The 22388-nt window shown below is 35.1% G+C and carries 21 protein-coding genes; 4 read left to right on the forward strand and 17 right to left on the reverse strand.

Annotation, left to right across the window (positions count from 1 at the left end; translation table 11 throughout):
• Positions 1-35 precede the first annotated feature (35 nt).
• On the forward strand, positions 36-851 hold the full coding sequence (locus D9782_RS15830) for a hypothetical protein (protein WP_121605162.1): 816 nt from the start codon (positions 36-38) through the stop codon (positions 849-851).
• Between the two features lie 106 nt (positions 852-957).
• Here the strand turns inward: D9782_RS15830 and D9782_RS15835 are convergent, their stop codons facing one another.
• A complete protein-coding gene (locus D9782_RS15835) occupies positions 958-1353 on the reverse strand; it encodes a peptidoglycan-binding domain-containing protein (protein ID WP_121605163.1) in 396 nt (131 codons plus the stop codon).
• A gap of 134 nt (positions 1354-1487) precedes the next feature.
• Complete coding sequence (locus D9782_RS15840; RefSeq protein ID WP_026682754.1) at positions 1488-1706, reverse strand: M15 family metallopeptidase; 219 nt, start codon at positions 1704-1706, stop codon at positions 1488-1490.
• Positions 1707-1795: 89 nt separating this feature from the next.
• On the opposite strand from D9782_RS15840, the gene D9782_RS15845 reads away from it, so the two are divergent.
• The gene (locus tag D9782_RS15845) at positions 1796-2011 is read left to right on the forward strand and encodes a tyrosine-type recombinase/integrase (RefSeq protein ID WP_240455747.1); all 216 of its coding nucleotides are present in this window, start codon (positions 1796-1798) and stop codon (positions 2009-2011) included.
• Positions 2012-2105: 94 nt separating this feature from the next.
• Here the strand turns inward: D9782_RS15845 and D9782_RS15850 are convergent, their stop codons facing one another.
• Both D9782_RS15850 and D9782_RS15855 read right to left on the reverse strand, forming a co-directional pair.
• Positions 2106-3056, reverse strand: a complete 951-nt coding sequence (locus D9782_RS15850; protein WP_121605165.1) for a sugar-binding transcriptional regulator — start codon at positions 3054-3056, stop codon at positions 2106-2108.
• Between the two features lie 476 nt (positions 3057-3532).
• Positions 3533-3967 (reverse strand): hypothetical protein, encoded by a 435-nt coding sequence (locus D9782_RS15855; RefSeq protein ID WP_026682752.1) that lies wholly within the window; start codon positions 3965-3967, stop codon positions 3533-3535.
• A gap of 259 nt (positions 3968-4226) precedes the next feature.
• Here D9782_RS15855 and D9782_RS15860 point away from each other — a divergent pair, with 259 nt between their 5' ends.
• Positions 4227-4685, forward strand: coding sequence for a DUF2269 family protein (locus D9782_RS15860; protein ID WP_026682751.1), 459 nt, complete (start codon positions 4227-4229; stop codon positions 4683-4685).
• Between the two features lie 642 nt (positions 4686-5327).
• Here D9782_RS15860 and moaD read toward each other — a convergent pair.
• From moaD to D9782_RS15915, 11 genes are all read right to left on the reverse strand, one after another.
• Entirely contained in the window at positions 5328-5561 is a 234-nt protein-coding gene (moaD, locus tag D9782_RS15865) for a molybdopterin converting factor subunit 1 (RefSeq protein ID WP_121605166.1), read from the reverse strand.
• Positions 5554-6030 carry a molybdenum cofactor biosynthesis protein MoaE gene (locus tag D9782_RS15870; RefSeq protein WP_026682749.1) on the reverse strand — a complete coding sequence of 159 codons (477 nt, stop codon included), beginning with the start codon at positions 6028-6030 and terminating at the stop codon, positions 5554-5556. The genes moaD and D9782_RS15870 overlap by 8 nt, the downstream gene beginning before the upstream one ends.
• Positions 6031-6338: 308 nt before the next feature.
• A complete protein-coding gene (locus tag D9782_RS15875; RefSeq protein ID WP_121605167.1) occupies positions 6339-7349 on the reverse strand; it encodes a MoeB/ThiF family adenylyltransferase in 1011 nt (336 codons plus the stop codon).
• 12 nt (positions 7350-7361) lie between these two features.
• Positions 7362-8372, reverse strand: coding sequence for a GTP 3',8-cyclase MoaA (moaA, locus tag D9782_RS15880; protein ID WP_026682748.1), 1011 nt, complete (start codon positions 8370-8372; stop codon positions 7362-7364).
• Between the two features lie 112 nt (positions 8373-8484).
• On the reverse strand, positions 8485-9996 hold the full coding sequence (locus tag D9782_RS15885) for a tetratricopeptide repeat protein (RefSeq protein WP_121605168.1): 1512 nt from the start codon (positions 9994-9996) through the stop codon (positions 8485-8487).
• Positions 9997-10027: 31 nt separating this feature from the next.
• The gene (locus D9782_RS15890) at positions 10028-10504 is read right to left on the reverse strand and encodes a ferric reductase-like transmembrane domain-containing protein (protein WP_026682746.1); all 477 of its coding nucleotides are present in this window, start codon (positions 10502-10504) and stop codon (positions 10028-10030) included.
• A gap of 43 nt (positions 10505-10547) precedes the next feature.
• A complete protein-coding gene (gene narI / locus D9782_RS15895; RefSeq protein ID WP_121605169.1) occupies positions 10548-11246 on the reverse strand; it encodes a respiratory nitrate reductase subunit gamma in 699 nt (232 codons plus the stop codon).
• 19 nt (positions 11247-11265) lie between these two features.
• Positions 11266-11796, reverse strand: coding sequence for a nitrate reductase molybdenum cofactor assembly chaperone (gene narJ / locus D9782_RS15900; protein ID WP_034679621.1), 531 nt, complete (start codon positions 11794-11796; stop codon positions 11266-11268).
• A 622-nt stretch (positions 11797-12418) separates the two neighbouring features.
• The gene (narH, locus tag D9782_RS15905) at positions 12419-13891 is read right to left on the reverse strand and encodes a nitrate reductase subunit beta (RefSeq protein WP_026682743.1); all 1473 of its coding nucleotides are present in this window, start codon (positions 13889-13891) and stop codon (positions 12419-12421) included.
• A complete protein-coding gene (locus D9782_RS15910; protein ID WP_121605170.1) occupies positions 13881-17564 on the reverse strand; it encodes a nitrate reductase subunit alpha in 3684 nt (1227 codons plus the stop codon). The genes narH and D9782_RS15910 overlap by 11 nt, the downstream gene beginning before the upstream one ends.
• Positions 17565-18083: 519 nt before the next feature.
• Entirely contained in the window at positions 18084-19220 is a 1137-nt protein-coding gene (locus D9782_RS15915) for a TIGR04053 family radical SAM/SPASM domain-containing protein (protein WP_026682741.1), read from the reverse strand.
• Between the two features lie 563 nt (positions 19221-19783).
• Between D9782_RS15915 and D9782_RS15920 the strand changes: the two genes are divergently transcribed.
• Entirely contained in the window at positions 19784-20479 is a 696-nt protein-coding gene (locus D9782_RS15920) for a Crp/Fnr family transcriptional regulator (RefSeq protein WP_026682740.1), read from the forward strand.
• A 586-nt stretch (positions 20480-21065) separates the two neighbouring features.
• Here the strand turns inward: D9782_RS15920 and D9782_RS15925 are convergent.
• Both D9782_RS15925 and D9782_RS15930 read right to left on the reverse strand, forming a co-directional pair.
• Entirely contained in the window at positions 21066-21623 is a 558-nt protein-coding gene (locus D9782_RS15925) for a hypothetical protein (RefSeq protein ID WP_026682739.1), read from the reverse strand.
• A gap of 3 nt (positions 21624-21626) precedes the next feature.
• A complete protein-coding gene (locus D9782_RS15930; protein ID WP_026682738.1) occupies positions 21627-22256 on the reverse strand; it encodes an SCO family protein in 630 nt (209 codons plus the stop codon).
• Between the last annotated feature and the right edge of the window lie 132 nt (positions 22257-22388).

Below are 22388 nucleotides of genomic sequence, written 5' to 3' on the forward strand. Positions count from 1 at the left end.
ATATAATTGATATCTTATAAAAAGGAGATTTAAAAGTGAACTATGCAGAAATAGGTTTAACTCAACAATCACTTGGAAACTTTATAACCATTATTAGTAAAAATTTTGTGCATGAGGAATCAGATATACCAATTTTTGAAGAACATGGTATTAAAATATTAGCCAACGTTAAGGCGAGACTTTCTCCCCCCAATAGCGTGACCTTAGAGTCGCCTAGTAATATAGCAATTGAACACTTAAAGTTAGTTTTTGAAAAGTTAGAAATTGTTATATCTGTTGATTTACCGCATCGCTCAATTGACTTACCTTTCCTTCCTGATGTGTCAATATTTGGCGATAATCCTGATATTCGTTTAACTATGGGGATAGAAGAATTCATAAGACCAGATATCTCTTTAGCTGTAGGAATTAGTAGTAATTTAAATGATGGTAAGCATAACATTAATTTAGAATTGATTGAAGATAAATTTAAAATACATTCTTTTGGTGTACCTGAAGATTTAGGAAAGATAATTGAAGATAAAATTGGGGAAGAAATTAAAAGAATTATTCCAGGAAGGGTTGATGACATAATATTAGATGTGCTAGGAAATTTAACCAAAATTTTGTCTTTACCAATTCCTTTTGACAACTGGATTGTTAATAAAATAATTGATAGTGAATTTATCAAAAGGTTGGCAAAGAAGAGTATTACAAAAACATTTAAAGAGCAACATATATATTCAATTCCGCAAGAACAACCAATTGGTGAAGGTCCTTACAAAAGAAATTTAACAGTTACTGAGATTCCTATAAGTATTCATGATGGAAAATTAATTATCACCGCAAACCTTTCTGATGTAATCGTATAAAAGTTTAATAATCTAAAAAATGCTGCCAATAGTCCATTTCAGACATTGGCAGCATAACTTTATATATAGCCCACTCTCGCATACTTGCTACTAACTATCACTAGACTTACTTAACCACAGCACTAGTACCAGAACCAACATAAATATTACGCTTACCTCTTCCTGTCTTAATAGTTACTACATCTGGATATGGTTTATCTAGTATTTTATAAGTTAACCCACCATACCTAGCAGGGGTAAGACTCCAATCACTATTTTTTTTGATCGGTTTAACATTAAGCTTGTACGTTCTCCACGTTTTTGCAGATGCAGGCAAATGAACGGTACCTTTAGCTTGGCTAGGTTTAGACTTACTATTTGATTTATTCCCTTTTAAGGATCCATAAACCTCTTTACCAGCCAATCCATCTCGTTTCAACCCATAATAAGATTGATAACGTTCTACTGCATCTTCTGTCTCGTCTCCATAATATTCATCAATACCGTTGTTTTTAGCTAGCATCGTTTGTAATTGTTTAACAGGCTTACCATATTGACCATTTCTAAGTGTCTGTCCTTTCCAATCACCAATAACCTTTATCCAGTTTGTTTCTGTTTCGGAATCTACTTTTTGATCTGGTGCTGTAATTGTATCGTCTACTTTACTTGTAAGTTTGGACGTTTACCGGCTTGTAGTTGTGATAAAGTAAGACCACCAGTCATTTGTAAATGAGGATAATCCTTAAAGCTAGACCAATCCCCGCCCCATTCAAATCCTAACGATTTGCCGATTGCTGCAACCCTTTTCCACTTTGCATTAACTGTCCATATAGCTTTTTGACCATCATCGCTAACAATGAAACAGGATTTCCGCAATTTGATGGATGGGCGCAAAAGGGATTTATAGAGGCGACTTATTTATATCTGCTGGGCGTCATATGGCTTTTAATAACGCTTTAAATAGAATGATCAAAAAAGCAAAGGTGAAACGTAAACGTATTACCCCACATGGTCTAAGGCATACACATGCAACGATATTGCTCAATCAAAAAACATCAGTCATAACAGTAGCTAAGCGATTGGGAAATACTCCTGAAGAAGTTTATAAAACTTATGGTCATTCTGATGATCAAGCAGACAAAAAAGCAGCAACAGTATTCAGTTCTATGATAAGTATTTAAGGTTCACTGGGGGAGGTTTTTTAACCACCCTTTACACCCCCAGTAATAGCAAGGTTTTTAGTCTAAAACCCTCCCTCTTCTGTAAAGGGAGTTGTTACCCAGATTTTTGTAAGATTGTTTTTGCTGTTTCATCATCAGTAATCAGTACATCAATATAATTACCTTTTAACATACCTAACAAACTATCAGCTTTATAGTTTCCAGCAACAACCGCTACTACTTGTTTAATTTGTTTTAAATCGTCTAATGATAGACCTACTACTCTTTTATCTCGTGGCAGATGAACAGGCTTTCCATCCTGGTCAAAAAACCTAAATCCCATATCACCTACTACCCCTAATTTCTTAAGTTCTTTAACGTCTTCTTCCTCGAGATAACCGACACTTTTCAAGGTAGAGTGTTCATATGGATTCCCTATACTGATTACCGCCATATCAACATTTCTTCCTTCCTCGATTACTTCACTTATATCCTCCATGCTTCGTAATCGATTCATTAATTCTTCTGATTCAACAATTGCTGGAGCATATAAAAAGGAACATTCTCCTCCCATCTTTTTAGCTAATTCATATGCCAATTGATTAGCATGGATTTCTACCTTTTTTCTTCCCATACCACCTTCAAGAGGAACGACTTTCATGTTTTCTCTTAATTCATATGGATATTCCTTCACAAGGGACGTTAATGTTTGACCCCACGAAATTCCAAGACTTTGAATGTCTTTCATATTCTTTGATAAATAATATGCTGCTGATCGACCAACCGAATGTAAAGTCAATTCGGGCTTTTTATCAACAGATGGAATAACCAAAGCATCTTTCAAGTTGTATTCAGACTCTAGTCTTTTTTCAAGACTAACTGTCTGTACTGTTTCATCATTAATATAAAATTCAACAATTCCTAAATCTTTTGCTTTTTGAAGAGATTTAGAGATGATTGGCCGAGAAACAGTAAGTTTCTTAGCAATTTGTTCCTGTGTCCAGTTGTCTTCATAATAAAGATTGGCAATCTTCACCAATTGCCTTCTCTCTTCCCAATTAACCATAGCATACTTCCTTTTATATTTTTAAATTCGAATTGCTTAAATTATATATTCGTTATACTTTTACATATCCCTTCTATTTTAAACAAAATACAAAGTTTTAGAAAGACCAGAAACCTGCATTACTTAAATTAGATGTTTAGCAACTTTAAACTGCTATGATTATGGATACTTTGTAATTTTGTTTGTTAAGGACATACATATCAAACCTCATTAAGCGATTTCATTTTTCGGCTGGTACAAAAAGGGTCTTTCCTGCAGGCTGTCAACCGATGTTTCATCCAAAAAAGAGCGCCCAGTTAAAATAAAAATGGTCACGATGAAAGAGCTTGTTCCAGAAAAACATCCCTTCTGCAAAAACGGGCGATCCGAGGCCCCACAGTTTGGTTTTCACAAGGGGGATTCAGCGTTCGTCCGCCCACAAAAAAGCTTGTAGAAAACACAGGGGTTTCTCTACAAGCTAAGAGCATATGCCATTTTTACTTACCAATAGAGTTTAACGCTTCTTTGTATTCATTGTATTTATCTTCTTCTAGGTCACCATTAATTTGTACCAATACATTGTCCTTTTTCATTGTCCAAGAAAATAACATCGCACTTTCTTCACCCATTGAATCATAATACTCTTTCATTTCTTCTAAATCAGCCTGATCACTATACGTTAAAATTCTTCCTCCAGAATCTTCACCTAAAGAAGGAATGAAGAATCTAACACCTTCATCAGCTTTCATTGGAGCCATTCCATAATCATCTTTAGTCATTTCTTTAGGCTCCTCAGCTTCTAAACCTGCATCTTGAAATGCTTTAATAACATCATCAGTTGTTAATTTTTCAGCACTTTCTCCCTCGTCACCGCAAGCTGATATAATTACAACGGTAATAAATAATGTTAATAATGCAATGATTTTTTTCATTATAAATCCCCCTTTTTCTACATTTTACCATAAGATACTTGCTAATATTCTATAATTTTCACACCTAATGATTAATAATTTTTACATTTTATATATATCGAAAAATATACTCATCAATAATTAATGATCCGACGACTACAATCACTGTAGCAATTATAAATAACACTATGATTTTAATATTTTAGCTTATATGTGATAAGTATCACCATTATCGATGCAATAATCGTGTAAAATAAATAGGAGATAGGAGGTACAGTGAATGACATTATATAAATTTCTCTTATTCATTCATATATTTTCTGCCATTATTGGTATGGGACCAGGTTTGGTTATGACGTTTGTTGTTACTCATTCCAAGCCTAGTAATATGACAGAATTACGGCATGCTTTTAAGATTCGAAATTTATTACATATCTTAACAATGATAGGAGGGAGTCTACTTCTTCTTACGGGAATAGGGATGGGTTTCCTTCATAATTATTGGTTTACACAAGGATGGTATATTACTAGTCTTATCCTATTTTTAATTGCACTAGCATTTGGACCGTATCTTTTAAAACCGAGATCTGTTCCCATTAAGAAATTATTAAGTGCGTATACTGGAGAGAAAATCCCCAAAGAATACTATCAATTATCCAAGAAATTATTCCATGTAGAACATGTTGAAAATATTATTTTTATTATTATTATTGCATTAATGATTTTAAAGCCTTTTTAATAGGGGCGCTGCCATAACCTAAAATTACATAATAGCGTGCTGAGACTTAACTTCATATATTTTTTGATGGAATGTCCTTAAGAGCCTTTTCCAAGGACATTCCATCGAATAAAAAGAGAACATGTCTAATAGGCGAAGAAATATTACATCATTTGACGTGCAATATTCCTTTCTGAGCAGTTGCTCTCTGGAACAGCTTAGAGATCGACTGCCAGTAGATGTCTGATTGGTTCAAAGTAAAATTACCAGTAACTGTTGGATTTTACAAAAAAATATTAACATAGTAGCGATAATAGCTGCTGTCCAAGTAATTAAAATATTGTTTCCCGTTATACTATCAATTAACGGTCCTCCTGAGCTATTTTCCAACTAATATAATGATCCTAAATCAATCTAACATGTTATGTCTGTTTTTTATCAACTACGATATCAGTAAAATTCCTTAGCAGAGTTTTCATTTGATTACAAAATCCATTTAAAGAATACACTATTTCCAAACGGTGCAGAATAAGAAATATTATCTTTTTTTCAAGAAAAGAGATTAGTACTGCTTTTACATTATCTACTTGTTCTAATAAAGCAAGGCCCTTTCCTCTTTTTTCACTATTTTAAAGCCAATAAATTGAATAAATCTGATGAATATCAACCACCACTGACAGGAGGAATAAATGCTACTGTATCACCGGATTTTACGACATCCTCGTCCGTAGCATACTCCTCATTAATTGCAGTCATAGCCCCGTCTAATTCATTTAAATAATATTGGTCTTTCAATTTATGTTTTAACTCGCTAATTTTAATTTGATTTGTCTCTATATCCAGTTGATCTTTCCCTAGTTTTTCTTGTAAATGTGCAAACAACAAGACCTTAATCATTTTTCACATCCTCTACATTTGGTTTTCCATTCGGATAGGAAATCGTTTCTAATTGATTACCAATCCATGTTTCTCCATGTTCCCAATGTTCCCTTTTCCAAATAGGTACAATCTGTTTAATTCGTTCTATTGCATACTCATTTGCTTCATAGGCTGCTTTACGATGTGGGGAGGAAACTGCAATAACCACGGCAATATCTGAAATGTCCAAATGTCCGATTCGGTGAGTAATGGCCACCATTGTATCTGGCCACTTATCCCCTATTTCATCACCGATCTTAGCAAGCATTTTCACAGCCATGGGAATATACGCTTGGTATTGTAGATAAATTGTTCTTTTCCCTTTAGTCCATTCTCTTACCGTACCAATAAAGGTCGTAATAGCACCAGATTCTCTTCTTTCTACTTTTTTTATAAGTGATTCTACTTGAATCGGTTCTTCTACAATTTCATATAATGACTCAGCCATGTTTCTTTCGACTCCTTCTAAGCTTTTTAGCAGGATGCCATAAAGTCCTCCATTGTCGTTCCTTCTTTATCTTCTAATAAGATGACTGCAGCTTCCATTCATTTCTCATAATCATATATTCGTGAAAGAAATAGTATCCCCTTTATAGAGTTTCCGCTTTAATTGCATGTGATTTTTCCCTTGAATTATTTATTATTTTACTACTTTCAACATGAAACAGCATCACAAGTGGTAGGGATCCTCGAATTACTTTTCAAATTGGCTTCAATAGCTTAAGTTAGTTTTTGTCTGTCTACCATAACATCCCCTCATCCTGCCAATTGATTATAGATTGTTTTCGCCTTTTCCACGGAATCTGTACCATGAACTAACGTTCGACCATCACGGAAGAATACGAGACGATAGGATTCATATTCTATTGATAATAAAAAGTCATTATGTTTTACTGGGGCAATTTTTTGTAGACGACTTGCCAATATATCTAAATTTAGTTTTTTAGATGTTCGGATTTGTACGGTATTCCTTCCACAAAGGACTTCTGTTTTAGTACTAGATTCATCGTTTAAATTTGGGTAACTCGGGGTTTTCCCGCATGTTGGACAATCTGTTTTCTTGGCTCGATTAACATTTATTAGATGGTAATGATTATTCCATAGATCAAAGGTTATCAATTTAGTACGAAGTGCTTTTGTATCTTCTACTAGTATTTTTAAAGCTTCCGTAGTTTGATGTGCAACAACCATCTGTACGGCTGGTGAGATGATTCCTACAGAGTCACAAGTTGCACCTGATACCGGTATAGTACCCAGCAAACATTGTAAACACGGTGTTTTATCTGGAAAGATCGTATAACTCATTCCAGTACTCCCTACACAAGAACCGAAAATCCATGGTATACCATGCTTTTGCATTAAATCATTTAACATAAATCTTGTCTCAAAATTATCTGTTGCATCAATAACCAAGTCTATATCCTTTATAATTGGATATAGAGAATTAGAAGTAGCATCTAAGACAAAAGACTCAATTTCAACTTCTGAATTGATTTCTTGTAAGCGGGTTTTTGCTGCAAGTGCCTTTGGAATTTGGTCATGTACATTTTTCTCTGTATATAATTGTTGTCTTTGTAAATTACTTAACTCAACATAATCACGATCAATCAGGGTTAGTTTTCCTATCCCTGCACGTACTAGGTTTTCTGCATTGCCAGAGCCTAGTGCACCACAGCCAATAATTAACACATGTTTCAATACGATATTTTGCTGACCATTTTCTCCTATTGGTTTGAAAAGTATTTGACGAGAATATCTATCAAACATAACCTTTTCCCCCTATCCGCCAATATAAGACATTTCAATTTTTTTCTTGTTTTTTGTCGATTCTTCAGTCCGTTCATCCGAATAACGATCGATACGATTTCCCCAAATGTTCATTATCGCTGATTGTATTTCTTCATCGCTTTTATCGGAACGTAATAACTCTCTAAAATCAAATCCATTTGAAGCGAATAGACAGGTGTACATTTTCCCGTCTGCAGCAATTCTTGCTCTAGTACAAGTTGAGCAAAACGATGCAGATACGGAAGTGATGAAACCAACCTCGCTACCCGATCCTTTATAGCGGTAACGTTTAGCAACTTCTCCTAAATATGCAGGGTCAACGGCCACTAATTCAAAATGCTTAGAAAGCTTCTCGAAAATTTCCTTTTTTGTTATAACTTTACTAAAATCCCAGCTATTAGATTGTCCGACATCCATAAATTCAATATACCGTAACGTAATTCCTTGTTCCCGAAAATACTTTGCCATCGGAATAATTTCCTGTTCATTCATTTCTTTTTTTACAACCATATTCACTTTTACTTCAAGCCCAACTTCTTTAGCCTTTTGGATTCCCATTAAAACACGTTCTGGTCCGACTCCACTATCATTAATGGATTTGAATAATTCACTATTCAACGCATCCAAGCTAACATTTACACGCTTAAGCCCAGCATCTTTTAATTTTTGAGCCATAAGAGCAAGAAGCGAACCATTCGTTGTAAGCCCAATATCTTCTAATCCTTTTATGGCTGTTAATTTCTTAATTAATAAAGGCAAATCTCTTCTTAGAAGTGGTTCACCTCCAGTCAATCTAATTTTTTGGACACCTAAAGCTATAAAATTTCTAGCTAATCGCTCGATTTCCTCAAAGCTTAATAGCTGTTCTTTTGGCATAAATGCAAAATCTCTTCCAAAGATCTCTTTTGGCATACAGTACGTACATCTAAAGTTACAACGATCAATAACAGAGATGCGAAGATCCTTCATCGGCCGACCAAATTTATCTGTTAATAATGACATGCGGATCATCTCTCCTTTTACTTTCCTTAAATACAATATACTTTCTATATTATATAGATATCTGTTACGAATATCATAGGAATATAAAAAATACCAACAGAGTTATTCAGAATTATACTTTTGTAGTCTGCATTTTAACTAATTTATCTTCATATATTCTTCTCTTTTTCACATTCTTATTTCTCTTGAAAAATTCAATAATACCTGTAAATGCTTCTTCTAGAAGCACCTGATTTCGTGCCTTTTCAATTAATTTAAAACCCATTTCGTAATAATGCTCTGCTTGTATGATATCTTTATTTTTTATACTTTCAAAGCAATACGCCAATCGAATAGAAGTGAGTCCCTTTTCTTCCATGCAATTTTCTAGATGTTCATAGATTGATAATGCCTCTTTATAATGGTCATATGCCTCTTCTATCATTTCCTGCTCCAAATAATTAAAGGCAATAGCTTGTAATGTATTGCCATAAGCTAGAGATTTTTTTCGTCCATCCTCTTCTAAACGTTGCAAAAATTCCTGAAACACGATCAACGCATTATCATATACTTTTTCATTAGAATATAATTTCCCTAGTGCATAGAGAAATTGCATTCTGATTTTTGGAAAATGCTTGGATAATTCTAATCCCTTTTCTAGGTATTTCTTTGCTTGATTTAATTTAAATACTTTTATAGAGATGGTTCCGATCTTGGAATAAACATAAACAACTAAAAAATTATTCTCCTTATAGAAACTTGTTAACTGCTTTAAACCCTTTTTATAATAATTAATTGCTCGAGGAAAATTCCCCATATTTTCATCTATTTCAGCTAACATCAAGAGTGCTTTTGTAGTATCTAAATGGTTCATAGCATCCATTTCATCCATTAATTTTATAGATTTTGTAATCATTTTTCGGGCTTCTTTTAAATCAATATAAAAATGTATTTCACCTAACCGTAACCATATTTTTGCTAAAGCGGGTTTATCCTGTAATGTTTCATAGGTTTTTAATAATTCTTGATATAGTTCGATTGCTTTATGATAATGTTCAACTTGAATATATACATCAGAAAGGGTGTGGATAGTTGATGAGATAATTGGATGTGTCATTGGAACTGCTTGTTTAAAATAAGTTAATGCTTTTTCAAGCTGTGTAATACTACTTTCCATGTTTTCTTCATCAAGAGATATTTTTCCTAAGTTGCTGAATATAACGCCATATACATAGCCATCCTGATAATCATTGGAATCTAGAAATGCCATTAATTTTGCTAATTCCATTCTAGCAGTTGAGCGTTGTCCATACTCTCTTTCCAGTGTTGCATAGTCTAAATAGGTCTCGATAATCACTTGCATAAAGTCTACTGACATCTTTTTGGATAGCTGCAAGGCGTGACGACTATATTTACCCGCTTTATCGTAATTATTTGTTTTATGGTAGTACTTTGCCACTGTACTTAACATAAGAAATTGTTCGTTCAAGGAAATCTCTTTACTAGAGATTAAACGAGCTTCGATTTCCTCGATAGTTTCTTTTATATCAGGGTTATTTTCATTAATCATTTGTTTTCTAATTTCCTCCATTAAAGTAAGGGATTTATTTGGCTGATCCTCCGTTCTTTCTAAGTTACTAAACATGAAATACACACCCTTTATTCCTGTATTTAAATTACAAAAGTAAATGTAAAGAAATGATAAAAAATAAGGAAATCCCTAATCGTAAATGAATCTGACGCATTCGCCCTGTTGGTTTGACAAGTCTCCACCATCCAGTAAGTACCATCAAAATTAAATTTACGAATGCTAACAATCCTGCTAGCATTTTCATATTTTGAAAAGAGAAACTATACCAATGAAGAACAAATACTGCATGTAATAGTATAAAAACCAGTGCAGCAGTTCCAATCCAACGGTGATACGGCATTACCTTCTTTGAAAGATTAGCCAATTTAATTTTTGTTTTCCGTTCTGGAACATTACGAATGGTTGAAAACACTGCATTTCTGGTCCAATTAAATAGGAATAACAAAAATCCAATGAGACCAAATAAAATTGGTAATGAAAAGATCGGAAACGAAAAAGGCTTAACTACCTGCCAAATAGCCATCAGTAAAAGTACAAGATTCATATAAAACCATTTACTCATTCTGAATCTCCTTTAATCTCTAAAGAGAGAATATAGAGTATTATTAAAAACCACTCTCTTCCGTTGCCTTTCTAGGAACCCTTCTCTTATAAATAACATAATTTCTGCTTAAATAGCGAATTGGAAAACTAAACGCATGCACCAAACGGGTAAATGGCCAAACAACATATAACGCAAAGGTACAGTAAATATGAATCTTAAACCAGATAGGTACAGAGGCCATTAACTCCGGCTGTATATTAAATATAAACAAGCCGCGAAGCCAAGGTGCAATCGTTGTTCGATAATCAAATCCATGTGAATCAACATTGAATGAAGTGGCAATTAATCCAGTTATTATTGCCAATAGAATGAAAATCAAGCTGACCCAGTCACTTGGAGAGGTTGTAGCCTTCATACGTTTGATGCTTATTCTTCGATAGGTTAATAAGACTATACCGATAAATGCGGCGATACCTGCTGGAAATCCTAATATGATAGCAACAGTATGGTACATATGCTCAGTAATCCCTAGTGCATTATAAAGCCCTATTGGTATAATTAATCCAAAAATATGGCCACCAAACACGAATATTATTCCCCAGTGAAAAAGAAGAGATCCAACTCTTAATCTTTTTTTCTCAAGAAATTCACTCGATTTCGTAGTCCAGCCAAATTGATCTTTTTGATATCGATAAATATGACCACCAATAAAAATGGTTAATACAATGTAAGGTAATATCCCCCATAATAATAACTCCATTTTATTTTCCTCCTAAACTTTATTCTGTAGCAGTAAGAATTAATCCGTTATCAGACATGTGGAGAAAAAGAGCCTCAAATAATAAAAGATAGTAATTGCCACTTTCTCTCAATTTATTTTGGATTTCACCAATAGCCTTTCCATGCATGGATAACAATTCATTACTCGTTTCTACAGGAACATTTCCGCAAAACTCAAGAATCAGAGGTAAGTAATCAGGTAACTCTTTTTCTGTAACATTAAATCCATGTGCTTCGTAGTATTTTTTCAGTTTAAGTAATTCCAAACCACGTTCTCTCTGCTCTCCTAATTTTAAATATGTTACATATAAATTTGTTAATTTTCCAAAGTCAAAATGTTCGATATAGTGACTGATCCAATCATCCAAAGACATGTTTAAAGATAAACTAATGAATCTATGGATATTTTCTTTTATTACAGGATTTTCTATTTCTTCTAATTCCAATTGGAGCTCTGGTAGTATACTTACCATTTCTTTATTTGGGTAATTTAAAAGAAACGAAACCATTTGATAAATGTTTTGATTCATTATCCGTATCTCCTCTTATTGAAATCAAGATTGGTAAAACCACCTTACCAAACCGATTTCCTATTATCTAATTTATAACACTCGTTTTTTGTAAAGATTGTTACCTTGACTCTGAACGGCTGGTGAGCTCAGTGCCAACAGAATATTGACTTCGGGAGGAATACCACAACTCTTTCTGTTGGACGAGTAACCGCGCAGTTCAAAGACGTGGACGTATATAGCTTTTGTTCCTTTTTACCATGTGCATTACGGAATCTTACCGAGACCTTCCTTCGCTGGGGTAGTACTTCATAACTTTATTTCTTTATTGTTTGGTCCATTTTAAGAGCTTTGTTGAAATTCGAACACTCTGTATATAAATATTGCAATATAGTTGATTTCTACTACACGACGTCTCAGCTTTTATTCCATTCCAAGGAAATCTGTTCCATATATTCACGTACATTGAATTTTATTTAGTAAGTAACTGACAGTAAGACCCTCACTCCAATCCTACGAAGTGAAACTCAGGAGGATTCAACTGCCAGTAAATACTAGATGCTGGTCAGGGTTCTTTTAGTCATATCTTTGTGAAACTAACAATCATCAGGGGGTATAAGAACTACATCGCCATTTGAAACTATTAAGAAAGTACTCCACAGCTTCCTGGTCCACCCGTAAAGTCAAGTCCACAAGCACCTTGTTCTTCATATAAATCTGCTACTTCTTCTTTGTGACTGTGTGGGATAACAAACCTATCTTGATATTTCGCAATTGCTAATAATCGGTACATTTCTTTAATCGCTTTTTCGGTTAACCCTAAATCAGTAATTATATCACGATCAAAGTCCTTTCCAGTTTGTTCTGTACGCATATAGCTTCGCATAACAGCCATTTTCTTAAGCACTTTACGAATATGACCAGTATCCCCAGCAGTTAGTAAGTTTGCAAGATATTCAATAGGAATTCGCATTTCATCAATCGCCGGGAAAATATCTGCTGTTTCCGCATTACTCCCTTTTCCTTCAATCATATTCATGATTGGGCTAAGTGGCGGAATATACCAAACCATTGGCATGGTTCGATATTCTGGATGTAAAGGTAAAGCAATCTTCCAATCAATAATCATTTTGTACAATGGTGATGCTTGAGCAGCTTCAATCCAATCCATTGGTATACCATCTTTTTTTGCCTGTTTAATAACTTCCGGATTATTTGGATCTAGAAAAATACCAAGTTGTGCATGATACAAGTCTTTCTCATCTTCTACCGATGCGGCTTCCAATACGCGATCAGCATCATATAACATAATTCCAATATAACGGATACGTCCCACACAGGTTTCTGAACAAATCGTTGGCTGCCCGTTTTCGATTCTTGGGAAACACATGGTACATTTTTCAGCTTTGTTCGTTTTCCAGTTAAAGTAGACTTTTTTATACGGGCATGAGGTAGTACAGTATCTCCATGCACGGCATGCATTTTGATCAACTAGTACAATACCATCTTCATCTCGTTTATACATTGCACCAGATGGGCAAGAGGAAACACAGGGTGCATTGATACAATGTTCACAGATACGTGGAAGATACATCATAAACACATCTTCAAACTCTGTTTTGATGGATTCTTCCATTTGTATAACGTTCGGATCACGGAGACCTGTAATATGACCACCAGCTAAGTCATCTTCCCAGTTTGGCCCCCATTCTAAATCCATAAATTCTCCAGTTATAGCAGATTTAGCTCTAGCAATCGGTTGATGTTTTCTTTCTTTGCTATTGGTTAACGTCTCATAATCATAGTTCCACGGTTCATAGTAATCATCCATCTCTGGTTGATTAGGATTATAGAATAGATTTAAGAGGCGGTTTGTTTTCGATCCGGATTTTAACCGTAACTCCCCATCTTGAAGTTCCCAACCACCTTTATATTTTTCCTGGGATTCCCATTGTTTTGGATAGCCGATACCAGGTTTTGTTTCAACATTATTAAAATACATATATTCTGCACCCGGACGGTTTGTCCATGTATTTTTACAGGTTACACTGCAAGTATGACAGCCAATACATTTATCCAGGTTCATCACCATTCCCACCTGTGCTTTAATCTTCAAGCCAATCAACCTCCTTCATTTTTCTAATAACCACGTTTAAGTCACGCTGGTTTCCGGTAGGTCCATAATAATTAAATCCATAACTTAATTGTGCATATCCACCAATCATATGTGTTGGTTTCACATGAATTTTTGTTGGGCTGTTATGCGTACCTCCACGATTTTTCGTTAGTTTCGTACCAGGTGTATGAATATGACGATCTTGTGCATGATGCATAAATGCCATGGTTCTAGGAATACGGTGTGAAACAACCGCTCTTGCTACAACTACGCCATTACGATTGAAACATTCAATCCAATCATTATCTTTTACATCAATCTCAGCAGCATCATCTTTATTAAGCCAGACTGTTGGTCCACCGCGAAATAACGTCAGCATCGGCTGTGAATCAAAGTACATACTATGAATTGACCATTTATTATGTGGCGTTAAGTAATTTAATGTAATTTCTTTTCCTTCGACATCTGGGCGTTTAGAACTAAATGGCTTTTGATTTAAAATTGGTTTGAATATGGCAAATGACTCCCCAAATTCCTTAATTATTTCATGATCCAAAAAGTAAGATTGGCGTCCTGTAATTGTTCGAAATGGGATCAATCGTTCAACATTGGTTGTAAATGGTGAATATCTTCTTCCACCTTTTTCTGAGCCACTAAATGCTGGTGAAGTAAGAACTGTTTTCGGTTGGGTGACAATATTATCAAATGTAAATAACTCTTCTTCTCTTTCAGTAGCTAAATCCTTTAACTCTAAGTTCGTTGTCTTTTCTAATGCTTCCCACGCTTTTACGGCAACTTTTCCATTTGTCGTAGAAGAAAGCATTAAGATTGCATCACACGCATCTCTTGCACTAGTGATATCTGGACATCCATCGGCAATACTTCCGTTATCTACCGTGCCAAACGTTCGTTTCGCCTGTTCATATTCATCTTTCATCATCCAATTGATACCTTTGGTTCCATATGCTTTAGTGGCAATATTTGAACCAAGTGCTGTCATTTTATTATAAATTTGTTTGAAATCACGTTCGACAACATGAATTTGTGGCATAGTTTTACCTGGAATTGGTTCACATTCCCCTTTTGACCAGTCTTCAATTTTGCCAAGTGGCTGTGCCATCTCTCCAGGCGTGTCATGATTTATTGGTGTCGCAACTATTTCCTTGATTGTGCCCATACCGATTTCTTGAGCTATATCGGAAACGCCTTTTGCTAAAACTTTGAAAATGTCCCAGTCAGATTTTGCTTCCCATGGTGATGTGATAGCTGAACTAAACGGATGTACAAATGGATGCATATCCGTGCTTGATAAATCATGCTTTTCATACCATGTTGATGCAGGGAGGATAACATCAGAGTATAGAGCTGTTCCAGCCATACGAAAATCTAGATTAATTAATAGATCTACCTTCCCTTCAGGTGCTTCATCTCGCCATTTAATTTCTTTTGGTCGAATACTATCTTCATCAGAGTTCAAGAGCCCATTTGATGCACCTAATAAATGTTTTAAGAAATATTCATGTCCTTTTCCAGAACTTGAAATTAGGTTCGCGCGCCAAACAAACAAATTCCTTGGAAAATTAACCGAATTATCAGGATCCTCAATTGCAAATTGTAATTTCTTCTCTTTTAATTGTTTGGCAACGAAGTTTCCGATCTCTTCTGTTGTTTCATTTCCATTTGCAATTGCTTCATTATATAAATCAATACCGTTTTTATTAAACGTCGGATATGATGGTAACCACCCTAAACGGGCTGCTAAAACATTGTAATCACCAGGGTGATCATATCTAGCTTTGTCTATAGTTGCAGCAGCAAGTTCCGAAATAGGTGTTTCTTCATAACGCCATTGACCTGTTGCAAAGTAGAAAAAGGAAGTACCATTTTGCAATTTTGCCGGCCCTCCCCAGTCTTTGGCGGATTGAATCGTAGTCCACCCTTCAACGGGACGGAGTTTTTCCTGGCCAACATAGTGAGCCCAGCCACCACCATTTACACCTTGTGCGCCGATCATAAGTACAAGATTTATAATTGCACGATAAATCGTATCAGAATTGTACCAGTGGTTAATTCCGGCCCCCATAATAATCATGGAACGACCTTTTGTATCAATGGCATTCTGTGCAAATTCACGAGCAACTTTAATGATTAGATTACGATCCACACCTGTTATTTCCTCCTGCCATGCTGGTGAAAATGGTGCAATCTCGTTATAAGAACTTGCAGCTTCTCCACCAAGACCACGATCAATTCCGTAATTACCAAGCATTAAATCATAAACAGTGGCAACATATACTACTTCTCCGTTTAGTTCTACTTTCTTCACAGGTATAGCACGAGGTAGTACTTTTTTCTCCTCTGCATCGAAATACGGCATGTCTACATGAATTACTTCGTCTTCCATATCAAAGAAGCTTAAAACAGGTTCAATCTTTTCATTGGTATTTTCGTCAATAAGTCTTAAATTCCAAGTCCCTTTTTTATCCCAGCGAGAACCCATTGTTCCATGAGGGATGGAAAAACCATTTGTAGCTTGGTTATACATTGCTGGCTTAAATTGATTATTCTCGGATGCTAGGCCAAGATCTTCGGCATTTAGAAATCGGTCTGCTATAAACTTACCATTTACTTGTTTTAATCGAACTGAAAACGGAAAATCTGTGTACTGTTTTGCATAATTTTCAAAATAAGGTGTTTTATTTTTATTATAAAATTCGTTTAAAATAACATGTCCCATTGCCATTGCTGCCGCGCCATCTGTTCCTTGTCTAATGGAAAGCCAGTCATCTGCAAATTTGGTTGATTCTGCATAATCTGGACTAACTGAAACAACTTTTGTCCCTTTATAGCGAGCTTCAACTAAAAAGTGAGCATCTGGTGTACGTGTCATCGGAACATTGGAACCCCATGTCATAATATAACTGGAATTAAACCAATCAGAACTTTCTGGCACATCGGTTTGATCCCCCCAAATTTGCGGAGATGCTGGTGGTAAGTCTGCATACCAATCATAGAAGCTGAGCATTTGTCCGCCAAGCAAATGCATAAAACGACTACCGGCTGCATAGCTTAGCATTGACATTGCTGGGATTGGTGAAAATCCAACATTACGGTCAGGACCATATTTGACGATTGTATAAAGTGTTGAAGCCGCTATAAGCTTAGTTACTTCTTCCCAATCAGCTCTAACTAATCCTCCCTTCCCCCTAGCCTGTTTATAAGACTTTGCTTTTTCCTTATCTTCCACAATACTTTTCCATGCTTCTAATGGAGTGTCATTTGTAGCTAAAGCTTCTCTCCATAAAAGCAATAATTTCTTCCTGACATATGGATATTTCACGCGCAATGGGCTGTAAATATACCAAGAAAAGCTTGCTCCTCTTGGGCATCCGCGTGGCTCAAAATCTGGCATATCTGGTCCTGTCGATGGATAGTCTAAGGCCTGGCCTTCCCATGTAACGATCCCATCTTTTACGTAAATATTCCAACTACATGATCCCGTACAGTTCACACCATGTGTGGAACGAATTATCTTGTCATGCTGCCATCTTTTTCGATATACATTTTCCCAATCACGGTTCCCTTCTTGTAATTGGCTATGATTATTTGAATAAGTCTCTTTTGGTTTTATATAATTTATTCGTTGCCAAAGTGGAGATGGTTTTTTTTTCATTATTGTCCCTCCAAATAAGTTACTTTGTGAAGCCTATAACTTATTAAAACATTCAAATCTCTACTATAGTGTGAAGTATGTCACACTTTGACAGATGTCAAAATATGGTCATAAACTTATTAATATTTAAATCATCTTTTCATAATGTAATGCAAATTTAGTACAGTAACGTGTTGTGTATTGTTTGGTCAATAGTCTTGCTCTTGAGTGCCTTTTTGTGAATTCTTCCTCTCCGTACAGTTCCTATCCCCTGATTTCTGCATTTTATTCATAGAACAAAAGTGTAAGCGCCCGAATAGAAACGAACGACTGGAGCGAGTCAACGGAGATAAAGAAATCACGGTGAGCTTCGAGCCGATGATGACTTAACATGGGGCGATTCGTGAAGGCGCCTCGTTTCTGGGCGCTAGAGCTGGACAAAGCTCAACACGCCCATCTTTATTCACATGGGCTAATTTTATAATTCCCTTCATTTCCTAGACTACAAAAAAGCTAAGCATCCATCTGCTCAGCTTCTATCTATTTTTCTATAATATTCTTTCCTTTCTTACGCATTGCTCTTGGGATATATACACAATAAGGTTCACTTTCCATATAATCACCTGTTACATTGTATGCTCTGGATCTGGAACCACCACATACATGGCGAAATTCGCAGATTCCACATTTTCCTTTATATTTATCAGGGTTCCTTAAATTTTTAAACACCTCTGATTCTCTATAAATTTCTGATATTGGAGTGTGTCGTACATTACCTGCTCGAATAGGTAATAGACCACTTGGGTATACATCCCCAGTGTGAGAAATGAACACAAACCCATTTCCATCATTTACCCCTTTTGGAGCTCTCCCTAATCCATCAATTTGCCCTGTTTTTCCTGCGATGATAGCATCTTCGTAAAAGATATGTTCTTTATCACTCATACCTCTTTGTTCACGCATTTTCTGCTGTATAACCACACGCCGATAGTGCTGGCCAGCTGTTGTTTTAATATCAAAAGGAACACGCTTTGAGAGTTTGTATAACCATCTAAATACCTTCTCATGTTCAGCAGGTGAAATCATATCTGACTCTTTCCCTCGCCCAGTAGGAACAAGGAAAAACACACTCCACATTACACAATTCAAATTTTCTACTAGCTCTGCCATTTCATCCAAATGCTCATAATTATATTTAGAAATAACCGTATTAATTTGTAAAGGCATATCCAGTTCATGTAAATCGTTAATAGCGTTTATTGTTAAATCAAAGGATCCTTCCGTACCTCGGAAATGGTCATGAACTTCTTTACAATGGCCATCGATACTAAAGGCCCATCTAGCAAGTCCAATATCTTTCGCCTTTTTCATTGCTTCTTTGGTTACATTTGGTGTTGCAGATGGTGTCATGGATAAACGGACACCTTTTTTAATCGCATATTCTGCAATATCAAAAACATCTAGACGTTCCAATGGATCTCCGCCAGTGAATACAAGCATAGGATTGTCCATTTCATAGATATTATCTATTAATTTCTTTCCTTCCTCAAAATTCAATTCTAATGGGTGTCTATGATACTGTGCTTCTGCACGACAGTGTAAACAATGTAACTGACAAGCACGTGTTAGCTCCCATATTACGATAAACGGATTTTCATTATAATCTCTATTAAACATTACTGCCCCACCCTTCTTAAGTCTAGGAAAATTGTAATACAATAAAACTAAACAATTAGTGATATTTATCACATAACTAAATTATGACGTAATACGAATATTTCCAACTAGAAAATAAGAAAAGAATTGGGACAAAACTTAAGTATTTTTCTAAAAAAAAGATAATAAGAAAGTTATAATGTGAAACTTCAATCAGCGGGGCTTTGGTTTATCGGTGGCTCTCCCTATTAGTGTGGAACTACCCATATTATATTTTTAGCTAAGGAACGATATGAAAGAGTTCCATCTAAATACTCCGTGACAAACTTTACAAAACATCCCCAGAAATTAGATTATTTACTCTACTTTCGAGAGGCAGTACCATGGATTGGGTGATAGTTTGGCTTTTGCTTTAACAATCATATGTTTATCACAGCTCTTACCTTTGTAATCTATTTTTTCTCAATAGTTATCCTCCAAAGTCTCCACTACAATCTGATAAGTATGATATTCTTCACATCTTATTATAAATTGTACGTGATAATATTATGAGATGGAGCACTATATTTGAAAGGATGATAATTATGTATCCAGCATCAGTTAAAAAATTATTACAACGTTTCCCCCTTTTCAAAAGTTTAACAGACTATGAAATTGATCCGATTATAAATATTGCAAAAAATCGAACCTACCGATCGGGAGTCCATATCTTTATGCAAGATGACCTTCTCACTAATGTGTATTTTATACACCAAGGTAAAATAAAAATTTATCGAACTGATATTCAAGGAAAAGAACAAATTATCAATATTCTAAGTGAAGGTGAAATGTTTCCTCACCAAGGTTTTTTTCGTAATGATAACTACCCTGCACATGCTGAAGTAATGGAAGAAGCAGTATTATTTTACATCCCCATCCATTTATTTGAGGATTTTTTAATCAACAATCCAGAGGTAAGTATCAAGATTTTCCGTGTGCTTGGAGATAAGATAGTGGATTTACAGAATCGCTTAGAAGAAAAAATCCTACGTAATACTTACGAACAAATTATTCTTCTATTAATTCGCCTTGGAAAAAAACATGGAATGGAGCATATCAATGAAACAATGACATTGACCACCCGTTTTACGAATAGAGATTTAGCCAATATGATTGGTTCAAGTCGTGAAACAGTTAGCAGAACGATCACCCAATTAAAGAAGAAACAATTAATTCTAATAGATAGTGATGGAAATATGATACTAGATACCAATAGGTTGAAGGAAGAATTATTTCAATAAAAGGTGCATCTCAAGAGAGGTGTTCCTTTTCTAATGGACATGATTTTAATATATAGAGAGCGATCTTTTTGCTTCAATCAGTGGGGGTTTTGTTTTATCCCCCCACTGATTGTTCATACCACAAGGGTATGACCTGAAGACCTTTGAACCAATCAGACATTACTGGCAGTAACGCCCCACTTCGGGAAAAAAGTGAACCTCAGTATTGATAAGTGGAGTTAACTGTCAGTTATATATGGGATCAAACACACACGAATAGAGTATCGTCTAGGTTGTTTTAGTCGCTTTCTAACCATTGCTCATCTAACTTCAATTTTTCCTTAAAAGAGATTACTTACTTAGCAGCAGTGTAAAGAGTAGTTTAGAGTTAGAAAATTAAATTTCTTTTGTAACTGACCACTTTATTACGTCTTGATTCCATCCAAAAGTTTACCATTAATGTCAAAAATAGCATGTTCTGCATCAGTTATAGAAAAGCCTTGTTTTTCGAATAAAGCATTTAGTGAGTCCAGTCTATTCTTAAAGTTGAAAATCCTATTTGACCGATTTTCTTCTATTCTTTGTCTCCAAAAAGACATTATTTCGTTTAGTAATCTTCTGTATCATCAATAAATAGCGATTGGATAAAATAAATTATAATACATAATCCGGTTATTAAAAATGTCCAGCCTAATGCTCTTTGCTCAGTTACTAAATAGTTATTGCACAGCTGTGTAGGGGAAGCAATATAAATCCAAGCCATAATTCCTGATAATACACTAAAGAAGATATACACACTATTCTTTTCAAATTTCATAAGTTTTTGCCAGCTATCTCTTAGTGGTACTCCTGCAAGAAATGGTAAGCTTATAAATTTAAAAATCTCTACTAATGGTAAAGTAAGGGCCTCATCCATAGCACGTGGGAGCATCCAGTAACTCATAATTATCAAAAAAAGTACTATTCCAGGTATACCATTTTGATTCCAAGCTTCAAAAAATCCGGGAAATTTTTTCTTGAGGTATGGTGTAAACATCATTCCAATAATAACCAACAAAGGCATTTGCATATGCATATGAACTACCATTATAGATTCGAATAAAGTAATAACTGGTGGGAGCATCATGAAAATATACAATCCTAATCCATAGATTGCTTGTTTCATCCATTATCTCCCCTCATTTGTTTTCAATATACTTGTTATTTTTTCAACTGCTAAATCAATTTGTTGATAATCCATAACTTCTACTAGCTTGCCTTGGGGATTCACTAAATAAAAAGCAGAGTTATGAGTGAAATTGCCCATATTGTCTGGTATCACAACGACTCCAAAAGAAGTTAATAACTTTTGTAATTCTTGGTTATCAGGGATTCTTGCCATTCTCCAAGTGTTACCATCACTATTAAAATATTGGCGATATTTTTCAAGTATAGCAGGGGTATCTCTCTCCGGATCAAAACTAATACTTAAGAAAACAATATCCTCTCCGATATATTTTTCTGGTATTCGATTATAAACCTGAGCAAGATTCATTTCTAATTTAGGACAAACATCTGTACATGCAGTATAAATAAAAGTTATCATTACATATTTATCTTCAAACTCGGAGAATGCATATAGTCTTTCCTTACTATCTTCTAAGGTAACTTCAGGAAATCTCGGCATCTCTTCCACCAGCTTCATCGTTCTAGCCGTTTCAGCCGTATATGCTCGAAAGCCATCCGTTCCAATTAAGAATAAGATAAAACCAAACGTGATAACTATTACTAGTGATAATATATTACTATTTCGGTTCATTTGATCACGTCCTATTTGCAAATTTTAATAATCAAAAAGACTATGAAATTAGTATTAATCAACGAAAAAAACAAACAATTAGAAATGATGATTCGTTCAACTAACTCGCTTCGGAAATATACTTTACTTTGC

The organism is Virgibacillus sp. Bac332 (assembly GCF_003667785.1).
In the GTDB taxonomy this organism is placed as follows: Bacteria; Bacillota; Bacilli; order Bacillales; family Amphibacillaceae; genus Virgibacillus; species Virgibacillus salarius.